Annotated in this window: 19 protein-coding genes; 15 read left to right on the top strand and 4 right to left on the bottom strand. The window is 37.6% G+C overall.

Annotated features, from left to right (window positions below):
• From ACFX4E_RS24130 to ACFX4E_RS24120, 3 genes are all read left to right on the top strand, one after another.
• The coding region (locus ACFX4E_RS24130) for a 3D domain-containing protein (RefSeq protein ID WP_377579906.1) at positions 1-550 on the top strand (550 nt) is incomplete at its 5' end.
• Between the two features lie 208 nt (positions 551-758).
• Positions 759-1,520, top strand: coding sequence for a M15 family metallopeptidase (locus tag ACFX4E_RS24125; protein WP_028410206.1), 762 nt, complete (start codon positions 759-761; stop codon positions 1,518-1,520).
• A gap of 229 nt (positions 1,521-1,749) precedes the next feature.
• Positions 1,750-1,872, top strand: coding sequence for a YjcZ family sporulation protein (locus ACFX4E_RS24120; protein WP_081085221.1), 123 nt, complete (start codon positions 1,750-1,752; stop codon positions 1,870-1,872).
• A 53-nt stretch (positions 1,873-1,925) separates the two neighbouring features.
• On the opposite strand, the gene ACFX4E_RS24115 is transcribed toward ACFX4E_RS24120, so the two are convergent.
• A complete protein-coding gene (locus ACFX4E_RS24115) occupies positions 1,926-2,462 on the bottom strand; it encodes an SH3 domain-containing protein (RefSeq protein ID WP_377238659.1) in 537 nt (178 codons plus the stop codon).
• Between the two features lie 160 nt (positions 2,463-2,622).
• On the bottom strand, positions 2,623-2,796 hold the full coding sequence (locus ACFX4E_RS24110) for a hypothetical protein (protein WP_013081589.1): 174 nt from the start codon (positions 2,794-2,796) through the stop codon (positions 2,623-2,625).
• A 148-nt stretch (positions 2,797-2,944) separates the two neighbouring features.
• Between ACFX4E_RS24110 and ACFX4E_RS24105 the strand changes: the two genes are divergently transcribed.
• The 4 genes from ACFX4E_RS24105 to ACFX4E_RS24090 all read left to right on the top strand — a co-directional run bounded on the left by ACFX4E_RS24105 (position 2,945) and on the right by ACFX4E_RS24090 (position 6,674).
• Complete coding sequence (locus tag ACFX4E_RS24105; RefSeq protein WP_098433043.1) at positions 2,945-3,775, top strand: GNAT family N-acetyltransferase; 831 nt, start codon at positions 2,945-2,947, stop codon at positions 3,773-3,775.
• 478 nt (positions 3,776-4,253) lie between these two features.
• Entirely contained in the window at positions 4,254-5,705 is a 1,452-nt protein-coding gene (gene cls / locus ACFX4E_RS24100; RefSeq protein ID WP_377238658.1) for a cardiolipin synthase, read from the top strand.
• A gap of 174 nt (positions 5,706-5,879) precedes the next feature.
• Positions 5,880-6,371, top strand: a complete 492-nt coding sequence (locus tag ACFX4E_RS24095; RefSeq protein WP_028410210.1) for a YflT domain-containing protein — start codon at positions 5,880-5,882, stop codon at positions 6,369-6,371.
• Positions 6,372-6,446: 75 nt separating this feature from the next.
• Complete coding sequence (locus ACFX4E_RS24090; protein WP_028410211.1) at positions 6,447-6,674, top strand: hypothetical protein; 228 nt, start codon at positions 6,447-6,449, stop codon at positions 6,672-6,674.
• A 227-nt stretch (positions 6,675-6,901) separates the two neighbouring features.
• On the opposite strand, the gene ACFX4E_RS24085 is transcribed toward ACFX4E_RS24090, so the two are convergent.
• Positions 6,902-7,111, bottom strand: coding sequence for an alpha/beta-type small acid-soluble spore protein (locus ACFX4E_RS24085; RefSeq protein ID WP_016762907.1), 210 nt, complete (start codon positions 7,109-7,111; stop codon positions 6,902-6,904).
• A 270-nt stretch (positions 7,112-7,381) separates the two neighbouring features.
• Here ACFX4E_RS24085 and ACFX4E_RS24080 point away from each other — a divergent pair, with 270 nt between their 5' ends.
• Positions 7,382-8,713 (top strand): prolyl oligopeptidase family serine peptidase, encoded by a 1,332-nt coding sequence (locus tag ACFX4E_RS24080; protein ID WP_377259207.1) that lies wholly within the window; start codon positions 7,382-7,384, stop codon positions 8,711-8,713.
• Positions 8,714-8,850: 137 nt separating this feature from the next.
• Complete coding sequence (locus ACFX4E_RS24075; RefSeq protein WP_013055218.1) at positions 8,851-9,849, top strand: LacI family DNA-binding transcriptional regulator; 999 nt, start codon at positions 8,851-8,853, stop codon at positions 9,847-9,849.
• Between the two features lie 63 nt (positions 9,850-9,912).
• On the opposite strand, the gene ACFX4E_RS24070 is transcribed toward ACFX4E_RS24075, so the two are convergent.
• Positions 9,913-11,193 (bottom strand): MFS transporter, encoded by a 1,281-nt coding sequence (locus ACFX4E_RS24070; RefSeq protein ID WP_098579375.1) that lies wholly within the window; start codon positions 11,191-11,193, stop codon positions 9,913-9,915.
• A 429-nt stretch (positions 11,194-11,622) separates the two neighbouring features.
• On the opposite strand from ACFX4E_RS24070, the gene iolG reads away from it, so the two are divergent.
• The 6 genes from iolG to ACFX4E_RS24040 all read left to right on the top strand — a co-directional run bounded on the left by iolG (position 11,623) and on the right by ACFX4E_RS24040 (position 19,385).
• Positions 11,623-12,645: an inositol 2-dehydrogenase gene (gene iolG / locus ACFX4E_RS24065; protein ID WP_050691411.1), complete on the top strand. Its 1,023-nt coding sequence runs from the start codon at positions 11,623-11,625 to the stop codon at positions 12,643-12,645.
• Positions 12,646-12,721: 76 nt separating this feature from the next.
• The gene (iolC, locus tag ACFX4E_RS24060) at positions 12,722-13,729 is read left to right on the top strand and encodes a 5-dehydro-2-deoxygluconokinase (protein ID WP_098334671.1); all 1,008 of its coding nucleotides are present in this window, start codon (positions 12,722-12,724) and stop codon (positions 13,727-13,729) included.
• A gap of 85 nt (positions 13,730-13,814) precedes the next feature.
• Positions 13,815-15,272 carry a CoA-acylating methylmalonate-semialdehyde dehydrogenase gene (locus ACFX4E_RS24055; protein WP_028410217.1) on the top strand — a complete coding sequence of 486 codons (1,458 nt, stop codon included), beginning with the start codon at positions 13,815-13,817 and terminating at the stop codon, positions 15,270-15,272.
• A gap of 112 nt (positions 15,273-15,384) precedes the next feature.
• The gene (gene iolD, locus ACFX4E_RS24050) at positions 15,385-17,319 is read left to right on the top strand and encodes a 3D-(3,5/4)-trihydroxycyclohexane-1,2-dione acylhydrolase (decyclizing) (protein WP_098332058.1); all 1,935 of its coding nucleotides are present in this window, start codon (positions 15,385-15,387) and stop codon (positions 17,317-17,319) included.
• An 83-nt stretch (positions 17,320-17,402) separates the two neighbouring features.
• The gene (gene iolE, locus ACFX4E_RS24045; RefSeq protein WP_028410219.1) at positions 17,403-18,299 is read left to right on the top strand and encodes a myo-inosose-2 dehydratase; all 897 of its coding nucleotides are present in this window, start codon (positions 17,403-17,405) and stop codon (positions 18,297-18,299) included.
• Positions 18,300-18,359: 60 nt separating this feature from the next.
• A complete protein-coding gene (locus ACFX4E_RS24040; protein WP_028410220.1) occupies positions 18,360-19,385 on the top strand; it encodes a LacI family DNA-binding transcriptional regulator in 1,026 nt (341 codons plus the stop codon).
• Positions 19,386-19,417: the final 32 nt, after the last annotated feature.

Below are 19,417 nucleotides of genomic sequence, written 5' to 3'. Positions count from 1 at the left end.
ACAAGAGCAAGCTCAAGCAGCAGCACAAGCACAGGCAGCACAAGAGCAGGCACAAAAAGAACAAGAGCAAGCTCAAGCAGCAGCACAAGCACAGGCAGCACAAGAGCAGGCACAAAAAGAACAAGAGCAAGCTCAAGCAGCAGCACAAGAGCAAGCAGCTCAGCAACAGCAACAAGCAGCTCAGCAACAGCAACAAGCAGCTCAGCAACAGCAACAAGCAGCTCAACAGCAGCAACAGCAGTCTCAACAGCAAGCTAGCGGTAAGTCTATGACTGTTGAAGCAACAGCTTATACAGCTAACTGTGCTGGATGCAGTGGTACAACAGCTACTGGAGTAAATTTAAAATCAAATCCAAATCAACGAGTAATTGCGGTTGATCCTAGCGTTATTCCATTAGGTTCAAAAGTATACGTTGAAGGTTATGGTCAAGCTGTAGCAGCAGATACAGGTGGCGCAATTAAAGGAAATCGAATTGATGTATTCGTTTCTTCAGATAGTGCTGCACAAGACTGGGGCAGAAGATCAGTTAAAATTACAGTTATCGACTAATACTAGTCTTATAGAATAGAAGTAAAGAGAGATGTCTTTTAGGAGACATCTCTTTTTTTATGCTTAAAATGAACGTTTGAAAAAATTAGGTCCGGGCATACTAAAATTTATAGTAGGAATTAGTTTGTTATATTAGTAATTATTTCTTGATTTATATACAATGTTTGAGTGTCCTAAAAAGCTGAAAATATGTCAGGAGTATAGAAATATGAAACTTTATAAAAAAATGGCTTTACTAATAGTGCTGGGTGTTATCGCAGGATTCTCGTATCTAGGCTATCAGGGATTATTTCAGCACGATGATCATTTGAATACGTCTGATCATAATCCTTTATCTTCTTCTAAACAGAAGCAGAATAGTATAGAAACTGTAGGGAACCCAGAATCCATTGCTGTGTTAGTAAACAAGCAAAATCTTCTTCCTGATCACTATGAACCCACTGACCTTGTATACCCGGACGTTCGGTTTATATTTAAAGAAAAAATTGAAAAGCGCCAAATGCGTACAGAAGCAGCAAAAGCATTAGAAAGGATGTTTTCAGCTGCTGAACGAGAAGGAATTTACTTAGCCGGTGTTTCTGCCTATCGTTCTCAAAGCCGTCAAGAATCTCTTTATCAAGCGTATATAAAACAAGATGGAGAAGCGGCAGCTAATCATTACAGCGCTCACCCAGGCAGCAGTGAACATCAGACTGGTTTAAGTATAGATGTATCAAGCAGCACCGGTAAGTGTGCAGCTCAAGATTGTTTTAAAGATACTCCAGAAGCCAAATGGATTGAAGCAAATTCATATAAATACGGATACATTGTTCGCTATCCAGAAGGAAAGCAGCAGATTACAGGTTATAAATATGAGCCGTGGCATATACGATTTGTCGGAAAAGAACTCGCCTCTAAAGTGTCTAAGAAAGGAATTACGTTAGAAGAATATTATAACGACTACATGCAAGTTGATAATCCGGTTCAATAAAAAAGAAGAGTGATATAAACTCTTCTTTTTTTGTATTGCTGAAATATATCCTTACTTTAAAAGGTGGAATGAGGGAAAGATGTAGAGATGAACCACGGGATGCTATATCCTATGCCTTACTAGTAAAAGAGTTAACGTTTATAAATTATAATGAATTTTGTGATAAAGAATACTCATGTTCGTTTTCATTTCCCTTCACATATTCTACAAAAAAGGGAGGTGAAAGAAAATGAGTTTTTACGGAGGTTATGGTTATGGGTACGGAGTAGGTCACGGAAGTAGCTTTGCGCTAATCGTTGTGCTATTTATTTTACTAATTATCATCGGTGCTTCATGGGCAGGGCACTATTAATAAGGTGTCCATAAATAAACTCCCTTGAAATAATTCAAGGGAGTTATCTGTTTTTATCTATAAGTAGGTAACTGTAAGTACGAAGTGCTTACATATCCTTTAAAGCCGTTGTATTCTACAAAAGCCCAATCAAATGAAAGCTTGTTATCTTTGGAGTAGCCCCAAGCTAAGAAACTGACGCTTTTTCCTTTAGGAATAGTTGTTACAACTTTGTTGCTTGTGCTAGGCCCTGTGCGTAAATTAAGGTTAGCAGCTGTATGAACAGTAGTAGGGACTTTCATTAAATAGGAAGTACTGATATATCCGGTACCGCCAATTATTTTAATGGCAGCCCAGTCTGCATTTACAAACTTGACTACTTCAATTTGATCTTTTTTTCTTAATGTATCAAGAATCTTTCCCTGAGTGCTAGGTTTTGAACGTATATTGAGTACGTTTGCGGTCACTTCATATACGTTAAACGGTGCGTTTATTTTTTCTGCTGCACTTGCTGTTTGCTCGTGAGTGAATGGCAGTGTTCCAGATAGAGATGAAAAAGTAAAGCCCGCTGCTAATGCTAAAACTGATATAGATTTTGTAATTGTCTTCATACAAATATCCAACTCCTTAGTGAAATAGGTAATAACTTTTCTATAACACTAAGAATAAGGGTTACTTGTTTCTAAGTTGTTACCAACATATATCCCAGTTGTAAATTTATAAAAGGTCTGTAAAAAAGTTTATTTCACCGACCTTTTAATAGTTTTATTGTTACTCCTCCTCGCGATCTTCCGTTGATTTGTAAAAAGAAAAATATACAAAAACAGATAATACTGTTCCATAAATGCTCCACAAAGCTAAAGCGAAAATAAATTCTTTCTGCAGGCAATAAATAATGGTTAAAGCAACTAGTGCAATAAAACTTATTAAAATGGTCTTTTTCATAAGCACCCCGCCTATTTAGTTTGATTACTCTATATGCTTTTTGATCTTGCTTTTACCCTATAATTATTCGACTATTGCGCTAAAGATGAAAGGAAAAAGTTAAATAAAGCCGAACTTATAATAAAAAGAAGAATGCAGGGGGCGTTTTATGTTAGAACAACATGTGTTAGAAGATATACAAAAGCTACAGTCTATTTGCGAACAAGAAGAGCAAATAGAGCTGAAGCTGAATTTTGATATGTTACGAAGTCGAAAACAAAATGAAGTTAACGATTTTTTTCATTATGAAGATAATCAGCTTGTTGGGTTTATTGGTCTTTATGGGTTTGGGAATACAGTAGAAATATGCGGAATGGTCGCTCCTAGCTATCGCCGAAAAAGGATTTTTTCAAAGCTGTTTTCTCAAGCTTTACATATATGTAAGAAGCGTGGGTATACAGAGATTTTATTAAATGCTCCTGGCGATTCGGTTTCAGGCAGGAAGTTCTTAAAGCAAATTCCATGTTCATTTACTTTTTCAGAATATCAAATGAAGTGGACAAAAAAAGAATTGGAAGATGATAATCCCTTTGTTACACTTCGCTCTTCCCAATCAGATACCGATATGAAAATGGAAATGCAAGTTGATGTGGAATGCTTTGGTATGTCTTTAACAGAAGCAGCTGCTTATTATGAACAAACGAAAACGGAAGAACAGCAAAATCATTTTATCGTAGAGTACAATAGTCAAGCGGTTGGAAAGTTAAGGGTATCGTATGATAAAAGCGAAGCATGGATTTATGGATTTGGTATTTTACCTTCTTATCAAAAATTGGGAATAGGAAAAGCTGCTTTAAAACAAGTTGTTTTAAAGCAGCTTCGGCTAGGATATGATATATTTCTTGAGGTTGAAGCAAAAAACAAACGCGCTTTGCAACTCTACGAAACATGCGGTTTCAATTCATATCACGTGCAGGATTATTACGTATACAGCTTGTAGATAAAAAACACGGAAATCTTAGATTTTCGTGTTTTTTATTTATATATTAGATGATATGTGCTTTTTTGAGTAAATAATGAGAAAGTAGAGAAAAAGTGATATGCCCGTTGATAGAAACAGGGAAGGCCATACAAACATGATAGGAGCACTGCAAGCAAGGATACACGTAAGAATACCTCCAATAAATGCTTTTCTAAACAATTGATAAGCCGTATACCCCAGGCTAATACTGATAAATACATTGATGAGGCTAAGAAAAATAAAAGAAAAAAACAAATTATTTCCCCCCGTGTTTTTAATACACAATAATAAGAAATATTTTACACTTTTAATATAGCAAAAAATAAAAAAACAATAAAATTTGGATACTAAAGATGAAAAAGGAAGCGATCTGTGTTATGTATAGTAAAGTGAACGAAAGCGTTAAAAACGGAAATGAGTTAATAAGGCAATGCAGTAGAAAGAAAGGAGTAATAGGATGGAATTTGCCCATATCTTTACACTAAGTGTATCTGTTGTAACAGCTATTAATGTTTTATTAGCCGGTATTCTTATTTTCATCGAACGAAGAGATATAGGATCTACATGGGCGTGGCTTCTTATTTTATTTTTTATACCGATTGTCGGCTTTATTGTATATCTATTCTTTGGAAGACAGCTAAAACAGAAGAACTTTTATAAGTTATCATCTGATGAGCGGGAATATTTAAGATCTTCAGTAGATGAACAATTAAAAGAACTTAAAGCTACCCATGAATATCGAAATGATTTATTGATTCAACATAATAAACTGCTGTTTACTAATTTAAATTCTTCTAAGTCACTCGTGCGCACTGACAATGAAATTGATATCTTTAGTGATGGTAATCAGAAATTTGATGCATTGTTTGAGGACATTCGAAATGCTAAAAAAGAAATTAATATTCAATATTATATTATTCAACGAGATAATCTTGGCAAAAAATTAAGAGATGAGCTAACAAAAAAAGCAAAAGAAGGTATAAAGGTTCGTGTTCTTTATGATGAAGTAGGATCTAGAAAAATGACGCCATCATTTTTTAAGGAGCTTATTTCATATGGCGGCGAAGCACAGGCATTTTTCCCTTCAATTCTTCGCTTAATTAATTTTCGGATTAACAATCGAAATCATCGAAAGCTTTGTATTATTGATGGTGAAGTAGCATACATAGGAGGATTTAACGTAGGAGATGAATATTTAGGGTTAAATCCAAAAATGGGTTATTGGAGAGACACTCATTTTCGCATTAAAGGAGAGTCAGTGAACGATATTCAAGGGAGGTTCATTTTAGATTGGCATCAAGCAACAAAACAGCCAATTGAACTGGAACAATTTTTGCATCGTACAGAAACTCATTCTGGAACGGTTCCTGTACAAATTGTAGCAAGCGGGCCAAACTCGACTACTCAGCATCTGAAAAACATGTATATCTCATTGATTATGTCGGCCAAAGAAAGTGTGTACCTTCAAACGCCTTACTTTATTCCAGACGCAAGCTTTATGGATGCTTGTAAAATTGCTTTATTATCTGGAGTGGAGATTCATATTATGATTCCAAACAAACCCGATCATCCTTTTGTTTATTGGGCTACGTGGTCTCACGTAGGCGAGCTGCTGACGTATGGTGCGCATATTTATCTCTATGAAAAAGGCTTTTTGCATGCTAAAACGATTGTAGTAGATAATGAAGTGTCTTCTGTAGGAACGACGAATATTGATCCACGAAGTTTCAGCCTTAATTTTGAAGTGACTGCAGTTGTATATGACCAGCCTATTTCCAAAAAGTTGCAGAACCTGTTTCTTGAAGATGTGCAGTGCAGTTCAAAATTAACGCTCGAACGATATAAAGAGCGCTCTCTTCTTATAAAATTTAAAGAAGCGGTATCTCGCTTACTGTCACCAATTTTGTAATACAAATCATTGATATCATGAAACAGACTTGAATTTTTAGATTCAGGTCTGTTGTTTTATTGGTTTCTCCTTGTAAGGAGAGCTAGAGATAAAGTTAAAAAGTTTTACCAAAAAATCCAAGGGTATTAATACTATAACAAGCTAAAAAATGATAATACCTAGGAGGAATAGAAAATGACAAAAAATGTAGTAGGTACGTATGATTCAGAGGCAGCCGTTATTACAGCGATTCGAAATTTAAAAACACAGGGATATCCGGACAGTGCACTTTCTGTTTTGACAAACAGTGGCCTGCGTCATGAAAATACAGAAGCGATTGAGCATTCTGCAGGAATTGATGTGCAAACAGTTGATACAGATCAACACTCAAAACACCATCAATCCTTTATGGAGAAAATAAAAAATGCTTTTACTCCGTCTGAAGAAAAAATGGATCAAGATGTTAATCGAATCGAAAATCAATTAACCGAATATGGTGTACCTGCTGCAGAAGCTTCCTCATATGTATCTGATCTTAAAAAAGGAAAAGTTTTGCTGATGGTAGACGCAGTTGAGCATGATAAACACAATTCAGCTCTAGGACAAGCAGTGACACCTGCTGAAAAATCAGCTGACCCAATGAATGAAAAAATGTTATACGGCAATCACGAAAATAAAATAAGGTAATGTTGAAGTAACCAAATGCGATAATAAAAGACTGCGTTCTTAAATAAAAGCTAGTTAACGAAAGGAAGGGGACCGATGAGAAATCTAGAAAAAACGGAATATGAACTTGACTATTTAAAACAGCAGCAAGAAGTTAATCAGAAGCTCATCAAAGTTTCACAGTCTCTTGTTGCTACGTTAAAACAGTATGAAGAAGAACCAGAGAATACGGAAGTGTTAGCTGTTCTTGCTGACTTAGAAGGTCAGCAAGAGCAGCTAAAAGCAAAGACCGAAAAGATATCTAAAGAGCTTGCACATTTATAGAGTGAGATGAAAGAAGTTCCTATAAAAGGGACTTCTTTTTATGTTTTATCATAAACAATCTATTGTGAGAGAAAGAGAACCTTATATAATGGAACGTAAACGTTATGGAGAGGTTTTGTTTTAGATACATATAGAGGAGAAGAAACGCGATAAGAGATTATGTAAAAATGGGAAAAGGAAGAACGGTCATTCGCTCTTCCTCCAGCCGTATTGCTTATGATAGTGATTTAGAAACGTCCGCCGCCAAGTTGCTGTTCAGCCATTTGCACAAGACGTTTTGTGATTTCGCCGCCTACTGAGCCGTTTGCGCGTGCAGTTGTGTCAGGACCAAGAGTTACGCCAAATTCGCTAGCGATCTCATATTTCATTTGATCGATTGCTTGTTGAGCACCGTGTACTGCTAATTCGTTGCTGCTCTTATTTCTGCTGTTTGCCATCATAATCAACTCCTTTTATAAGGTTAAGATTATGATTTGATTAATAGATAGTTTTTATACATAAAATAAAAAAATTTTTTCAGGGACTTATAGAATATGCTTACTGGAATAAAGAACCAAAAGTTTCCGCTAGGTAACGGAAAATAATTATGTGTAGAAAGAGAGAGGGGACAAGTAAAATAGAACACAAGTAAGTAAGCGATTACAAAATGATTAAGATAGAAGGAAAATTTTAATATTCCTATTCTATTTAAAAGGAGGAGATTTGCCATGTATCAAAGGTTAAAAAAGTCTGTACTATTGGCTATTACATTGAGTTTAGCAATTGGCATTGTACTCTCTTATGAGAAAGCAGCGCTGGCGAAGCAGACGCACGAAAAAGCTACATCCTATCGTACAGTGACAGAGATTTATGACTGGGGAGCGGCGATCACAAAAATTATTATTGACTTAGGTGAACCTGTTCCAACCAATTCACTTACAAAAGAAACGTTTAAGGTGCATGTGGCTCGAAGTGATAGTCGATTAAAACCGTCTTTATTGGAACAAGGAGATCGTACAGTAAAAAAAGCCTATGTATCCGATAAAGATGGACAACCAGCCGTACACACTGGAAAATATGCAGTTTTAGAAATGGAAATTGGACCAGCTGTTTCATTAGGAGCACCACTAAATTATGATGAATATGGTACAGGGTTAAATTCATGGATAGACAGTCAATACACCATTACTCAGCAAAAAGACATGATAACAAATAAAGGAAAATTGTCAGGGCTTGTAGTGAAACAGTTTGCGGGAGAGAAAAAAGAACTAGTAGATGATTTTACAATTAAAAAAGGTATATATCATAATATAGAATTAGCATACGCAAGTCATGCTCCGGCAAAGGATAAGAAAAAGAATCCATTAATCATTTGGCTACATGGTGGAGGAGAAGGAGGAACAGATGCAACAATTCCCTTATCTGCCAATAAAGCTGTTAGTTTTATCACAAAAGAAACTCAGGCTTATTTTGAAGGTGCCTACGTTTTAGTACCGCAAGCGCCAACAAAATGGATGGATGGTTATATCGGTGAAGCGGATGGAACTTCTATTTATAAAGAATCACTGATGGCATTAATTCAAGAATATGTTTCTAAAAACCCTGATATTGATCCCAATAGAATCTATATCGGAGGAGCATCTAACGGCGGATATATGACTATGCTCATGATTCGTGATTATCCCAACTACTTTGCAGCAGCATTTCCAGTATGTGAAGGACTAAATGATAGATTAATTACGAATCAAGATATTGACAAGATGAAAGAAACGCCTATTTGGTTCGTAGCGGCTAAGAATGATACGGTCCTTCCGCCAACAATTAACACTCTGCCAACTTATGAACGTTTGGTGAAAAGCCATGCAAATAATGTTTATTTATCACTATTTGAGGATGTACATGACACCACAGGCTTGTATAAAAATAATGATGGTTCGCCCTATCAGTATAATGGACATTCATCTTGGATATATCTGTATAATAATGAACCCAAAGCTAAAATAAACGGAAGCACAACAAGCATAATGGAATGGATGAGTAAACAATCGTTGAAAAAGTAATCATTTTTAAAAAAGCTGTTGAACGTTGAACAGCTTTTTTATTTCTCTTTTAAAACGAAAGACTGTATCTAAAATAAACGATTGAATACTTTCGTGATAAAATAAAGGAAGAGATCACGAAGAAAGGAACAGTGAAAGTGAAACCAACCATTTACGATGTTGCGAAAAAAGCAGGGGTATCGATAGCCACTGTATCCAAAGTAATCAATCAAACAGGCCGTATTAGTGAAAAAACGATAAAAAAAGTGAATGAAGTAATGATGGAATTAGATTATCAGCCTAGCAGTGTGGCAGCGGCGTTAACAGGAAAAAAGACGTACACGATCGGTGTTCTAGTTCCTGATATCTCGAATCCTTTTTTTGCAGAGGTAGCAAGAGCTTTTGAGAATAGTGCTAGAGCAGCGGGATACACGCTTTTTTTATGCAGTACAGATCATCAAACTGCGCGCGAGCATGAATATATAGATCTTTTATTTAAAAAACAAGTAGATGGAATCATTATCGCAACCGAACTAAATGATACGAAGCTCGTAAAGAAGATCGTGAAGCATGATGTACCGCTTGTATTGTTTTCAGTTGACCATCCTTCTATCTCAACGCATGTGGTGACAATTGATAACGTTCGCGGAGGATATATCGCAGGTACGTATTTAATAGAAAAAGGTCATCAATCGGTAACGATTATGACTGAAAAAGATAGAAAAAGCAGTGAGGGGCGATTAGCGGGATTTAAACAAGCGCTCACAGAAGCAAATTTATCACTAGAAAACCAGTCCATTATCAGCTGTTATTCAACAGTAGAAGATAGCAGGAGAGCAAGTAAACAGCTGCTTTCCTTGCCTAATAGGCCAACAGCAGTCTTTGCATGTACAGATCTAATCGGGGTATCGCTCATAAACGAGGCAAGAAAGCAGGGGCTTTCGATCCCGGGAGATCTGTCGGTAATTGGATTCGATAATACGATTTATGCCGATATTGCTGAGCCCGGTTTGACAACGATTGAACAACCCATTTCTCAGATGGCTACTAGTACGTTTGAACAGCTGTTGAAGTCTATGAAAAAAGAAGAGCATGCGAAACAGCGCGTAACGATTATTCCCGAACTAGTAGAACGTGCGTCGGTAAAAAAGTTATAAAATAGAGAAGGTAAAAAAGCTGCAGGTGTTGAGACACCTGCAGCTTTTTCTGCTTAAGCATATTTATAGAGAGACCGGACTTTTGACTTCGTTTATTGTTTCGCCTTTAATAGTTGTCTCTGTTGGAATCGTAAGGAACCCAGTTAGAAAAGCACCAAAGAAGTATAAGCAAGCAAAAATCCAAATTACGCCGCCCGTGCCCAAAAGACCAATAAAAACGGTCACAATTAAAGGACCTACAAAAGCAGAAAGTCCAGATCCTAAGTTCAACACAGACATTGCAGCTCCTTTATTCTCCGGAGCTAAAGAAGGCACTAACGCTGTAAGAGGGACATAACCTGCTAGTGTTGCACCGTAACAGCATGCGACAATCATCATTACCCAATAATTATGTCCGACGAATTGCGGTACATAGTAGAGAGCAAGTGTTACAATTCCGCATCCAACTCCGCCAAACCACTTGATTGTATTTACCCAGCCAAACTTATCTCCAACAATACCAAAAATAATATTAAAAGCCATATTCACAAAAAACAATGTACCCCAGATTTGCAACCATTCACTCATCGTAAAATCATGTTTCATCATATATGTTGGCAAGAAAACAACAAATCCAAATTGAGCAGCAGAGTTAATAATCTTTACGATGCCGCCAATCCCTACTTTAGGGTTCTCAAATGCAATTGTAATCCCTTTCATTAATTCTTTTGTTTTATTATCGTTTACTTTTTGTACGGTAAACTTGTCTTTATTCATAATAATCGAAAAGATTCCACCGATCAAAACAAAAAGTAAACCACTCCACAAGGTAGCGATTTCGCCAATTTTTGGAACCATATAACTTGAGTAAAAGGCTCCAATTACGCTTAATCCAAGCTGGAAGACAAACCAAAACCAGCCTACTGCTTTTGAAAGCATTTCCTGGGGCGTGCGGTAAGACACCCAGACCAAGAACGAGTAAGCAAATAAAGGGTAACCAAATCCTCTAAGGGCATAACAAATTAGTATAATTGTGTAATTCATAATATGAAGTCCTAAACCTATAAATCCAATTGAACCAATAATAAAGGATATCAAGCCGAATGCCATTGCTTTTCTAGGACCCCACAGCTGAACCAGTACGCCGGAGAACCAGGAAGAAACAGAGACCGTAATGCCGTAAACAGTAAACAGTAAAGCAGCATGTTCAATGGTTAAACCTTGTTCTACAAGATAAGGAGATAACCATCCTTGTTCTAAACCATCGCCAATCATAAAAACAATAATACCTATGTATCCCCACGTTAAATGAGAAGGGATCCCAATCCTGTCTAAAGCCGTTTTTCTGGAAATAAATTCATTCATTTTCCACACCACCAGATCGATTATTTTGTGTAAAACATCAAACTAATTTGGTTAAGCGCTTAATCTATTTGATAAAAAGTATACGCTTACATTTTTTGAACGTCAATTAAAATTTTAAATATATATAATTTTCAATTAAATGATTTTAATCATAAAAATATTAGTACGTAAGGCAATAATCAATGAATTCATGATAAAAATACTTAAATATAGAGAATTTCTTTATGTTTCATCGATAAATAGATAAAAAATAAAAATAGTTTTTTATAGTATGCATTCAGATTGTTAAAAAACAAATATTCTAAATAATCTATAAAAAATGTTTGCATTTCAGAAAACGTTATGTATAATTGGAATCAGGAAAGCGCTTAACCTATATAGAGGTTTGAGCGAATGTTTTCTTAACTTTTAATTAAAGGGGAAAATAAGATGGGGATTCTTACAATTGGAATAATTGGTGCTGGACGCATAGGGAAATTACACGTTGATAATTTAAAATTAATGCCGCAAATAAAAATTAAAGCGGTTTCAGATGTGGTAGTAGATCATTTACATGAATGGGCTGCAAGTAAAGAAATTTCGACGTTAACAACAAATTATCAAGATTTATTAGCTGATCCAGAAATTGATGCCGTTTTCATTTGTTCGCCAACGAATACGCACGCATCGATTATTAAAGAAGCAGCTCGAGCGAAAAAGCATATTTTCTGTGAAAAGCCCGTTAGTTTTTCAGTAGAAGAAACAATCCAAGCGTTAGAAGTAGTAAAAGAACATGGAGTGCAGCTTCAAGTTGGCTTTAACCGACGCTTTGATCCCAACTTTAAAAAAGTGCATGATCTTGTACAGCAAGGAGAAGTAGGACAGCCGCACATTTTAAAAATCACCTCCAGAGATCCTCAGCCTCCAAGTCCGGAATACGTTCGCGCTTCAGGAGGATTGTTCATGGATATGATGATTCATGATTTTGATATGGCTCGTTATGTAATGGACAGTGAAGTAATTGAAGTATCGGCTTACGGCACGACGCTTATCGATCCTGCTATTGAAGAAGCAGGGGATATAGATACGGCAATTGTGTCATTAAAATTTGCAAATGGAGCTTTAGGTGTAATCGATAACAGTCGTCAAGCTGTCTACGGTTACGATCAGCGCCTTGAAGTTTTTGGTGAAAAAGGTGCAGCTGCTGCTGACAATTGTCGTCCTACTACAGTAGAAATATCAACAGGCGAAAGTGTAGTCAAAGAGAAACCGCTGTATTTCTTTCTTGAGCGCTATACACAAGCGTACATAGCGGAAGTGACACAGTTTGCAAGAGCAATTATGGAAAAACAAAGCGTTATTTGTACAGGGAACGATGGATTACAAGCCGAACGAATTGCTAAAGCAGCAAAAGAATCTTTACTATCCGGGCAGCCAGTAAAGATTGAACATAAAAAATACGCAGTGAATTAATGACGGTAAACGTGGGGATGAAAGAAATTGGTCTTTCTACCCTTTTAGGAAAGCGCTTAACTAAGGAGGAGTAAAGATGAATCCGCTTGTTTTTAAAGAAAATCGTGATTTAGATTTTATCGCTATTGGCCGCTTATGTATTGATTTAAATGCAAATGAAACACAGCGTCCAATGGAAGAGACTAAAACATTTACTAAATATGTAGGGGGCTCTCCGGCTAATATTGCGATTGGAGCAGCAAGGCTAGGCTTAAAAACCGGTTTTATCGGAAAAGTATCAGATGATCAAATGGGACGCTTCATTACGGATTATCTGCAAAAAAATAAGATTAATACAGATAGCATTGTTGTTGATAAAACGGGGGCCGTAACGGGGCTTGCTTTTACAGAAATCAAGAGCCCTACAGATTGCAGCATCTTAATGTATCGTGATAACGTAGCGGATTTAAAGCTAAGTCCTACAGAAGTATCCGAAGAATATATCAAACAGTCAAAGGCACTTTTAATATCTGGAACGGCTCTTGCGCAAAGTCCTTCTCGTGAAGCAGTGTTTTTAGCACTAGAACACGCACGCAAGCATGAAGTTGTAGTGTTTTTTGATATCGACTATCGTCCATATACATGGGAATCGGAAGCTGAAACGGCAGTCTATTTTAATTTAGCCGCTGAAAAATCAGATGTAATTATTGGTACGCGAGAAGAGTTTGACATGATGGAAAAACTTTTAAATTATAAAGAATCTAATGATCAAGTAACAGCAGAGCGCTGGTTTTCTCACCATGCTCAAATCGTCGTGATTAAGCACGGTGGAGAAGGGTCTATTGCCTATACAAGAGATGGTAAGTCTCACCGCGGAGGAATATTTAAAACAAAAGTTCTGAAAACGTTTGGCGCTGGTGATTCCTATGCTTCAGCCTTTATTTACGGATTGATGCAAGGGCTGGAAATTCCACAGGCAATGCGATTGGGGGGGGCCTCCGCTTCGATTGTCATTTCAAAACACAGCTGTTCAGATGCTATGCCGACAAGCGGTGAGCTCTTCAACTTTATGGAGACAGCAACGGAAGTTTTGCAGGAAGCTTAATAAACAAAGGGAAAATCTTGAGAGATTGCTTGAGAGATTAAAGGAATAGCAGCTTATTAAAATTAGATAAAGGGAGAGATATTCTATGACACAGACAGCAGTAAAAACAGTAAAAAACTATATTGGTGGACAATGGATTGAATCAGCTACATCAAAAACGGAACCTGTGTATAACCCAGCGACAGGTGAATTAATCGCACAGGTACCTCTTTCTACAAAAGAAGACGTAGATCAAGCGGTGCAAGCAGCAAATGAAGCGTTCAAAGGGTGGGCAAAAACAGCTGTGCCTAAACGTGCACGAATTTTATTCAAGTATCAGCAGCTATTAGTAGATAACTGGGATGAATTAGCAAAGTTAGTGACGGTTGAAAACGGAAAAAGCTTTAACGAAGCGCGAGGCGAAGTGCAGCGTGGTATTGAATGTGTAGAATTTGCGGCGGGTGCTCCTACGTTAATGATGGGGAAACAGCTTCCTGATATTGCAACAGACATTGAGTCTGGCATGTACCGCTACCCAATTGGTGTAATTGGGGGAATTACGCCGTTTAATTTCCCAATGATGGTTCCTTGCTGGATGTTCCCGCTTGCAATCGCTTGCGGCAATACATTTGTGTTAAAGCCTTCTGAGCGTACGCCGCTTTTAGCTGCAAGATTAGTAGAATTATTTGAAGAAGCTGGTTTGCCAAAAGGTGTATTAAACATTGTAAACGGCGCGCATGATGTGGTAAACGGTCTTCTTGAACATAAGTTAGTGAAAGCTATTTCGTTTGTAGGTTCCCAGCCTGTAGCTGAGTACGTGTACAAAAAAGGTACGGAAAACTTAAAGCGTGTTCAAGCTTTAGCCGGTGCTAAAAACCATTCAATTGTATTAAAGGATGCAGATTTGAACGTAGCAACAAAACAAATTATCGGAGCCGCTTTTGGTTCAGCAGGTGAACGTTGTATGGCAGCATCTGTTGTTACTGTACAAGAAGAAATTGCGGATCAGCTAATTGAAAGATTAGTAGAGGAAGCAAATGATATTGTAATTGGCGACGGCTTAGAAGAAAATGTCTTCTTAGGACCAGTTATTCGTGAAAATCATAAAGAGCGTACGCTCAGCTATATTGAATCAGGCGTGCAAGAAGGAGCAAAGCTTATTCGTGACGGTCGCACAGATGCAGCAGTAAATGGCAATGGCTACTTTGTCGGACCAACGATTTTTGATCATGTTACGCAAGAAATGAAAATTTGGGAAGATGAAATTTTTGCACCTGTGCTGTCCATTGTACGTGTGAAAACATTAGAAGAAGCTATTGAAGTAGCTAATAACTCTCGATTTGCAAACGGTGCTTGTATTTATACAGATAGCGGCGCAAGTGTACGTGAGTTCCGTGAAAATATTGAATCTGGTATGTTAGGAGTAAATGTAGGGGTACCGGCACCTATGGCATTCTTCCCATTCTCTGGCTGGAAAGATTCTTTTTATGGTGATCTTCATGCAAACGGTACGGACGGCGTGGAGTTTTATACAAGAAAGAAAATGGTAACAACGCGCTGGTAAGTAATTCATTAAAAATCGCATCTTATTTTAAAAGGAAGTATCAGGAATTAAAGATATTCCTTATGCTTCCTTTTTTAAAATCACAATCTAGTACTAGAAGGGAGAAAGAAGCATGGAAACAGTTAGAATGACGACGGCACAAGCATTAGTGAAGTTTTTAAATCAGCAGTATGTTGAATTTGATGGAAAGCAGCATCAGTTTATTAAAGGGATTTTTACAATTTTCGGGCACGGAAATGTGGTAGGTCTTGGGCAAGCTTTGGAAGAAGATCCAGGAAATCTAGATGTATATCAGGGACGTAATGAACAAGGAATGGCCAATGCAGCGATGGCTTTTGCAAAACAAAAACATCGAAAGCAAATTATGGCTTGCACATCTTCAGTGGGGCCAGGTTCAGCAAATATGGTTACAACGGCAGCCACTGCTTCAGCTAATAATATTCCAATTTTGCTGCTTCCTGGTGATATATTTGCAACTAGACAGCCGGATCCCGTTTTGCAGCAAATTGAACAGTCATATGATTTATCTATTTCTACAAACGATGCTTTTCGACCAGTGAGTAAGTACTGGGATCGCGTAAGCCGCCCTGAACAATTGATGACAGCTATGATTAATGCGATACGTGTGTTAACGAATCCTGCAGATACGGGAGCTGTAACTATTTGTTTGCCTCAAGATGTGCAGGGAGAAGCATGGGATTTTCCAGCTTATTTCTTCCAAAAGCGCGTTCACCGCATTGAGCGCCGCCTTCCGACTAGGGACAGTCTAGCAGATGCAATTCAATTAATGAAAACAAAGAAAAAGCCAATCATCATTTGCGGAGGAGGCGTTCGGTATTCAGAAGCTGCAAAAGAGTTAAAGCAATTTGCTAGTGAGTTCCATATTCCATTTGGAGAAACTCAAGCAGGGAAAAGTGCCGTTGAAAGTGACTATCGCTATAATCTAGGCGGAATAGGTGTAACAGGGAACTCAGCTGCTAATACAATCGCTAAAGCAGCAGATTTAGTAATTGGAGTAGGCACTCGATTTACTGATTTTACAACAGCATCTAAACAGCTTTTTCAACATCCCAACGTGCAATTTCTTACCATTAACACGTCTGAATTTCATGCAAATAAACTTGATGCTGTGAAACTTGTAGCTGATGCAAAAGAAGGGTTGCTTGCTCTTATGAAAGAGCTAAAATCAATTGGCTATCAGTCTGGTTATACAACAGAAATTGCAAATGCTAAAGACGCATGGGAAACAGAATTAGAGCGTCTGCATAGCATACGTTTTACTGGTGCAGATTTTGTTCCGGAAATACAAGGTCATTTAGATGAAAGCTTAGCTGAATATGTAGAATCACTTGGTACTCAATTAACGCAAACCGAAGTAATTGGAGAGGTGAATAAGCTCCTTGATGACAACTCCGTCATTGTTGGTGCAGCAGGAAGTCTTCCAGGCGACTTACAGAGAATGTGGAAGTCTATTAAACCTAATACCTATCATATGGAATATGGATATTCATGTATGGGATATGAAGTATCAGGCGCACTTGGAGTTAAGCTGGCAGAACCAGCTAAGGAAGTGTATGCGATGGTTGGAGATGGAAGCTATCAAATGCTTCATTCAGAGCTTATTACAAGCCTTCAAGAAAGAAAAAAGATAAACATTTTACTGTTTGATAACTCAGGCTTCGGGTGCATTAATAATCTTCAAATGTCAAACGGTATGGGGAGCTTTGGCACAGAGTTTCGTTATCGAAACGATGAAACAGGAAAACTAAACGGAAACGTGATGAAAATTGATTTTGCAGCCAGCGCCGCAGGCTACGGTGTAAAAACGTATCGCGTAAGTTCTCTTGAAGAATTAAAAACGGCGATAGAAGATGCACAAAAACAAGAGATTTCTACGCTAATTGATATTAAAGTGCTGCCAAAAACTATGACGAACGGTTATGAATCATGGTGGCATGTAGGAGTAGCAGAGGTATCTAAAAATCAGCATGTACAGGAAGCTTATGAAGATAAAGTGAAAAACCTTGAAATGGCAAGAGTTTATTAAGGAGCAGGAGAAAATGAGGTTGTTGAAGAGAAACATTCGATAAATATAAAAAGGTTTTAATTTCATATAAGGGAGAGGAAGAGATGTTCAAGGAAAATACGGTCAAACTGGGGATTGCTCCAATTGCTTGGACAAATGATGATATGCCTGAGCTGGGAGCTGAAAATACATTCGAACAGTGTATCAGTGAGATGGCTTTAACCGGTTTTAGAGGAAGTGAGGTCGGAAACAAATATCCGCGAAATGTTTCAATCTTAAAAAAGGCATTATCGCTTCGGAATTTGGAAATTGCAAGTGCGTGGTTCAGTACATTTTTAACAACAAAGCCGCTGGAAGAAACGGTAACGCCATTTATTGAACATCGCGATTTTTTATACGAAATGGGAGCAAAAGTAATTGTTGTGTCTGAACAAGGACACAGCATTCAGGGGCTGATGGATGTTCCTTTATTTAAAGAAAAGCCTGTGTTCACGCCAACAGAGTGGAGCAGACTTGCAGAAGGCCTGCACCATCTTGGGAAACTGGCACGAGAAAAAGATATGCATATTGTCTATCATCACCATATGGGAACAGGTGTACAAACAACAGAAGAAATTGATCAGCTAATGGGGCTTACTAATCCGGAGCTTGTTTCTCTGCTATTTGATACCGGTCATCTTGTCTTTTCAGGAGAAGAACCTCTTTATATCTTAAAAAAATATCTGCACCGTATTAAGCATGTTCATTTAAAGGATATTCGTCAAGAAGTAGTTGATCGAGTCAAAGAACAAGACCTAAGTTTCTTGCAAGCGGTAAAAGAAGGAGCCTTTACTGTTCCAGGTGACGGAGCTATTGAATTTGATGAAGTATTCACTACGCTTGCCACTTCGGATTATAACGGATGGTTTGTCGTAGAAGCAGAACAGGATCCAGCCCTTGCTAATCCTTTTGAATATGCGTTAAAAGCAAGAAACTTTATTAAAGAAAAAAGCGGTCTTTAATTTCCATTGTAAAAGATTTTACGCCTTTTATGTGTTTATGAAAGGAAAGGAGGAGAGGAAATGAAGCCAACCATTTATAGTGTGGCTGAAGAAGCAGGTGTATCAATTTCTACGGTATCAAAAGTCATCAATCAAACCGGTCATATTAGTGAAAGAACAAGACAAAGAGTAATTGAGGTTATGGCGCAGTTGAATTACCATCCAAGCGTCGTAGCATCTGCTTTAACAGGAAAACCCACTAAAACGATTGGGCTTCTCGTACCTGACATCTCCAACCCTTTTTTTGCCGATTTGGCAAGAAGCATAGAAGACCGGAGTCATGAGCGAGGTTTCCATGTTGTAATGTGCAATACCGATAACGATGCGGAAAAAGAGAAAAAGTATCTATCGCTGTTAATACGTCAGAAAATCGACGGTTTAATTGTAGCTTCTGCTTTTCGCAATGCTAATCTTTTAAAAAATATGCTTAAGCAAGATATACCGATTAGCGTTATTGCTTCAGAAATTCCTCACATATCCGTTAATACAGTGACAGTGGATGACTACAAAGGGAGCTATTTAGCGACTGATTATTTGCTGTCTTTGCATCATAAAAAAATTGCGATTATTACAGAAAATGCAAAAAGCAATCACGCCCGTTTAGATGCTTTTCGAGACGCTATGCAAGAAAATGGAATCATCGTGCCGCCTCAGCACGTTATTACGACCGAAGCAAGTATTCAAAAAGGATATGAAAGTGCTAAGCAAATTTTTTCAATGAAGGAGAAAGTGACGGCTATTTTTGCTTGTAACGATTTACTGGCTATCGGAGTTATCCAAGCTGCAAAAGAATTCAAAATTGATGTACCGCAAGACTTATCAGTGATTGGCTTTGATAATACGGTTCTTTCTACTACCATTACGCCCATGTTGACGACAGTAGCACAGCCGACAAAAGAAATGGCCGTAAACGTAGTGGATTTGCTGGTTAGAGAAATGAAATATCCAGCGATGCATAAAGAACATTTGCTTCTTGAGCCAAAATTGATTGTTCGGAAATCAACGGCTCCGTTACAAAGGGAAGCCACAGCATCTATAAATAATTGAACACAATCAAGAATATTGCCGTTAATAAAAAA

It is taken from the genome of Priestia sp. YIM B13491 (assembly GCF_042787605.1).
GTDB lineage: Bacteria > Bacillota > Bacilli > Bacillales > Bacillaceae_H > Priestia > Priestia megaterium_E.
This window is presented reverse-complemented; position numbering and strand designations above follow the sequence as displayed.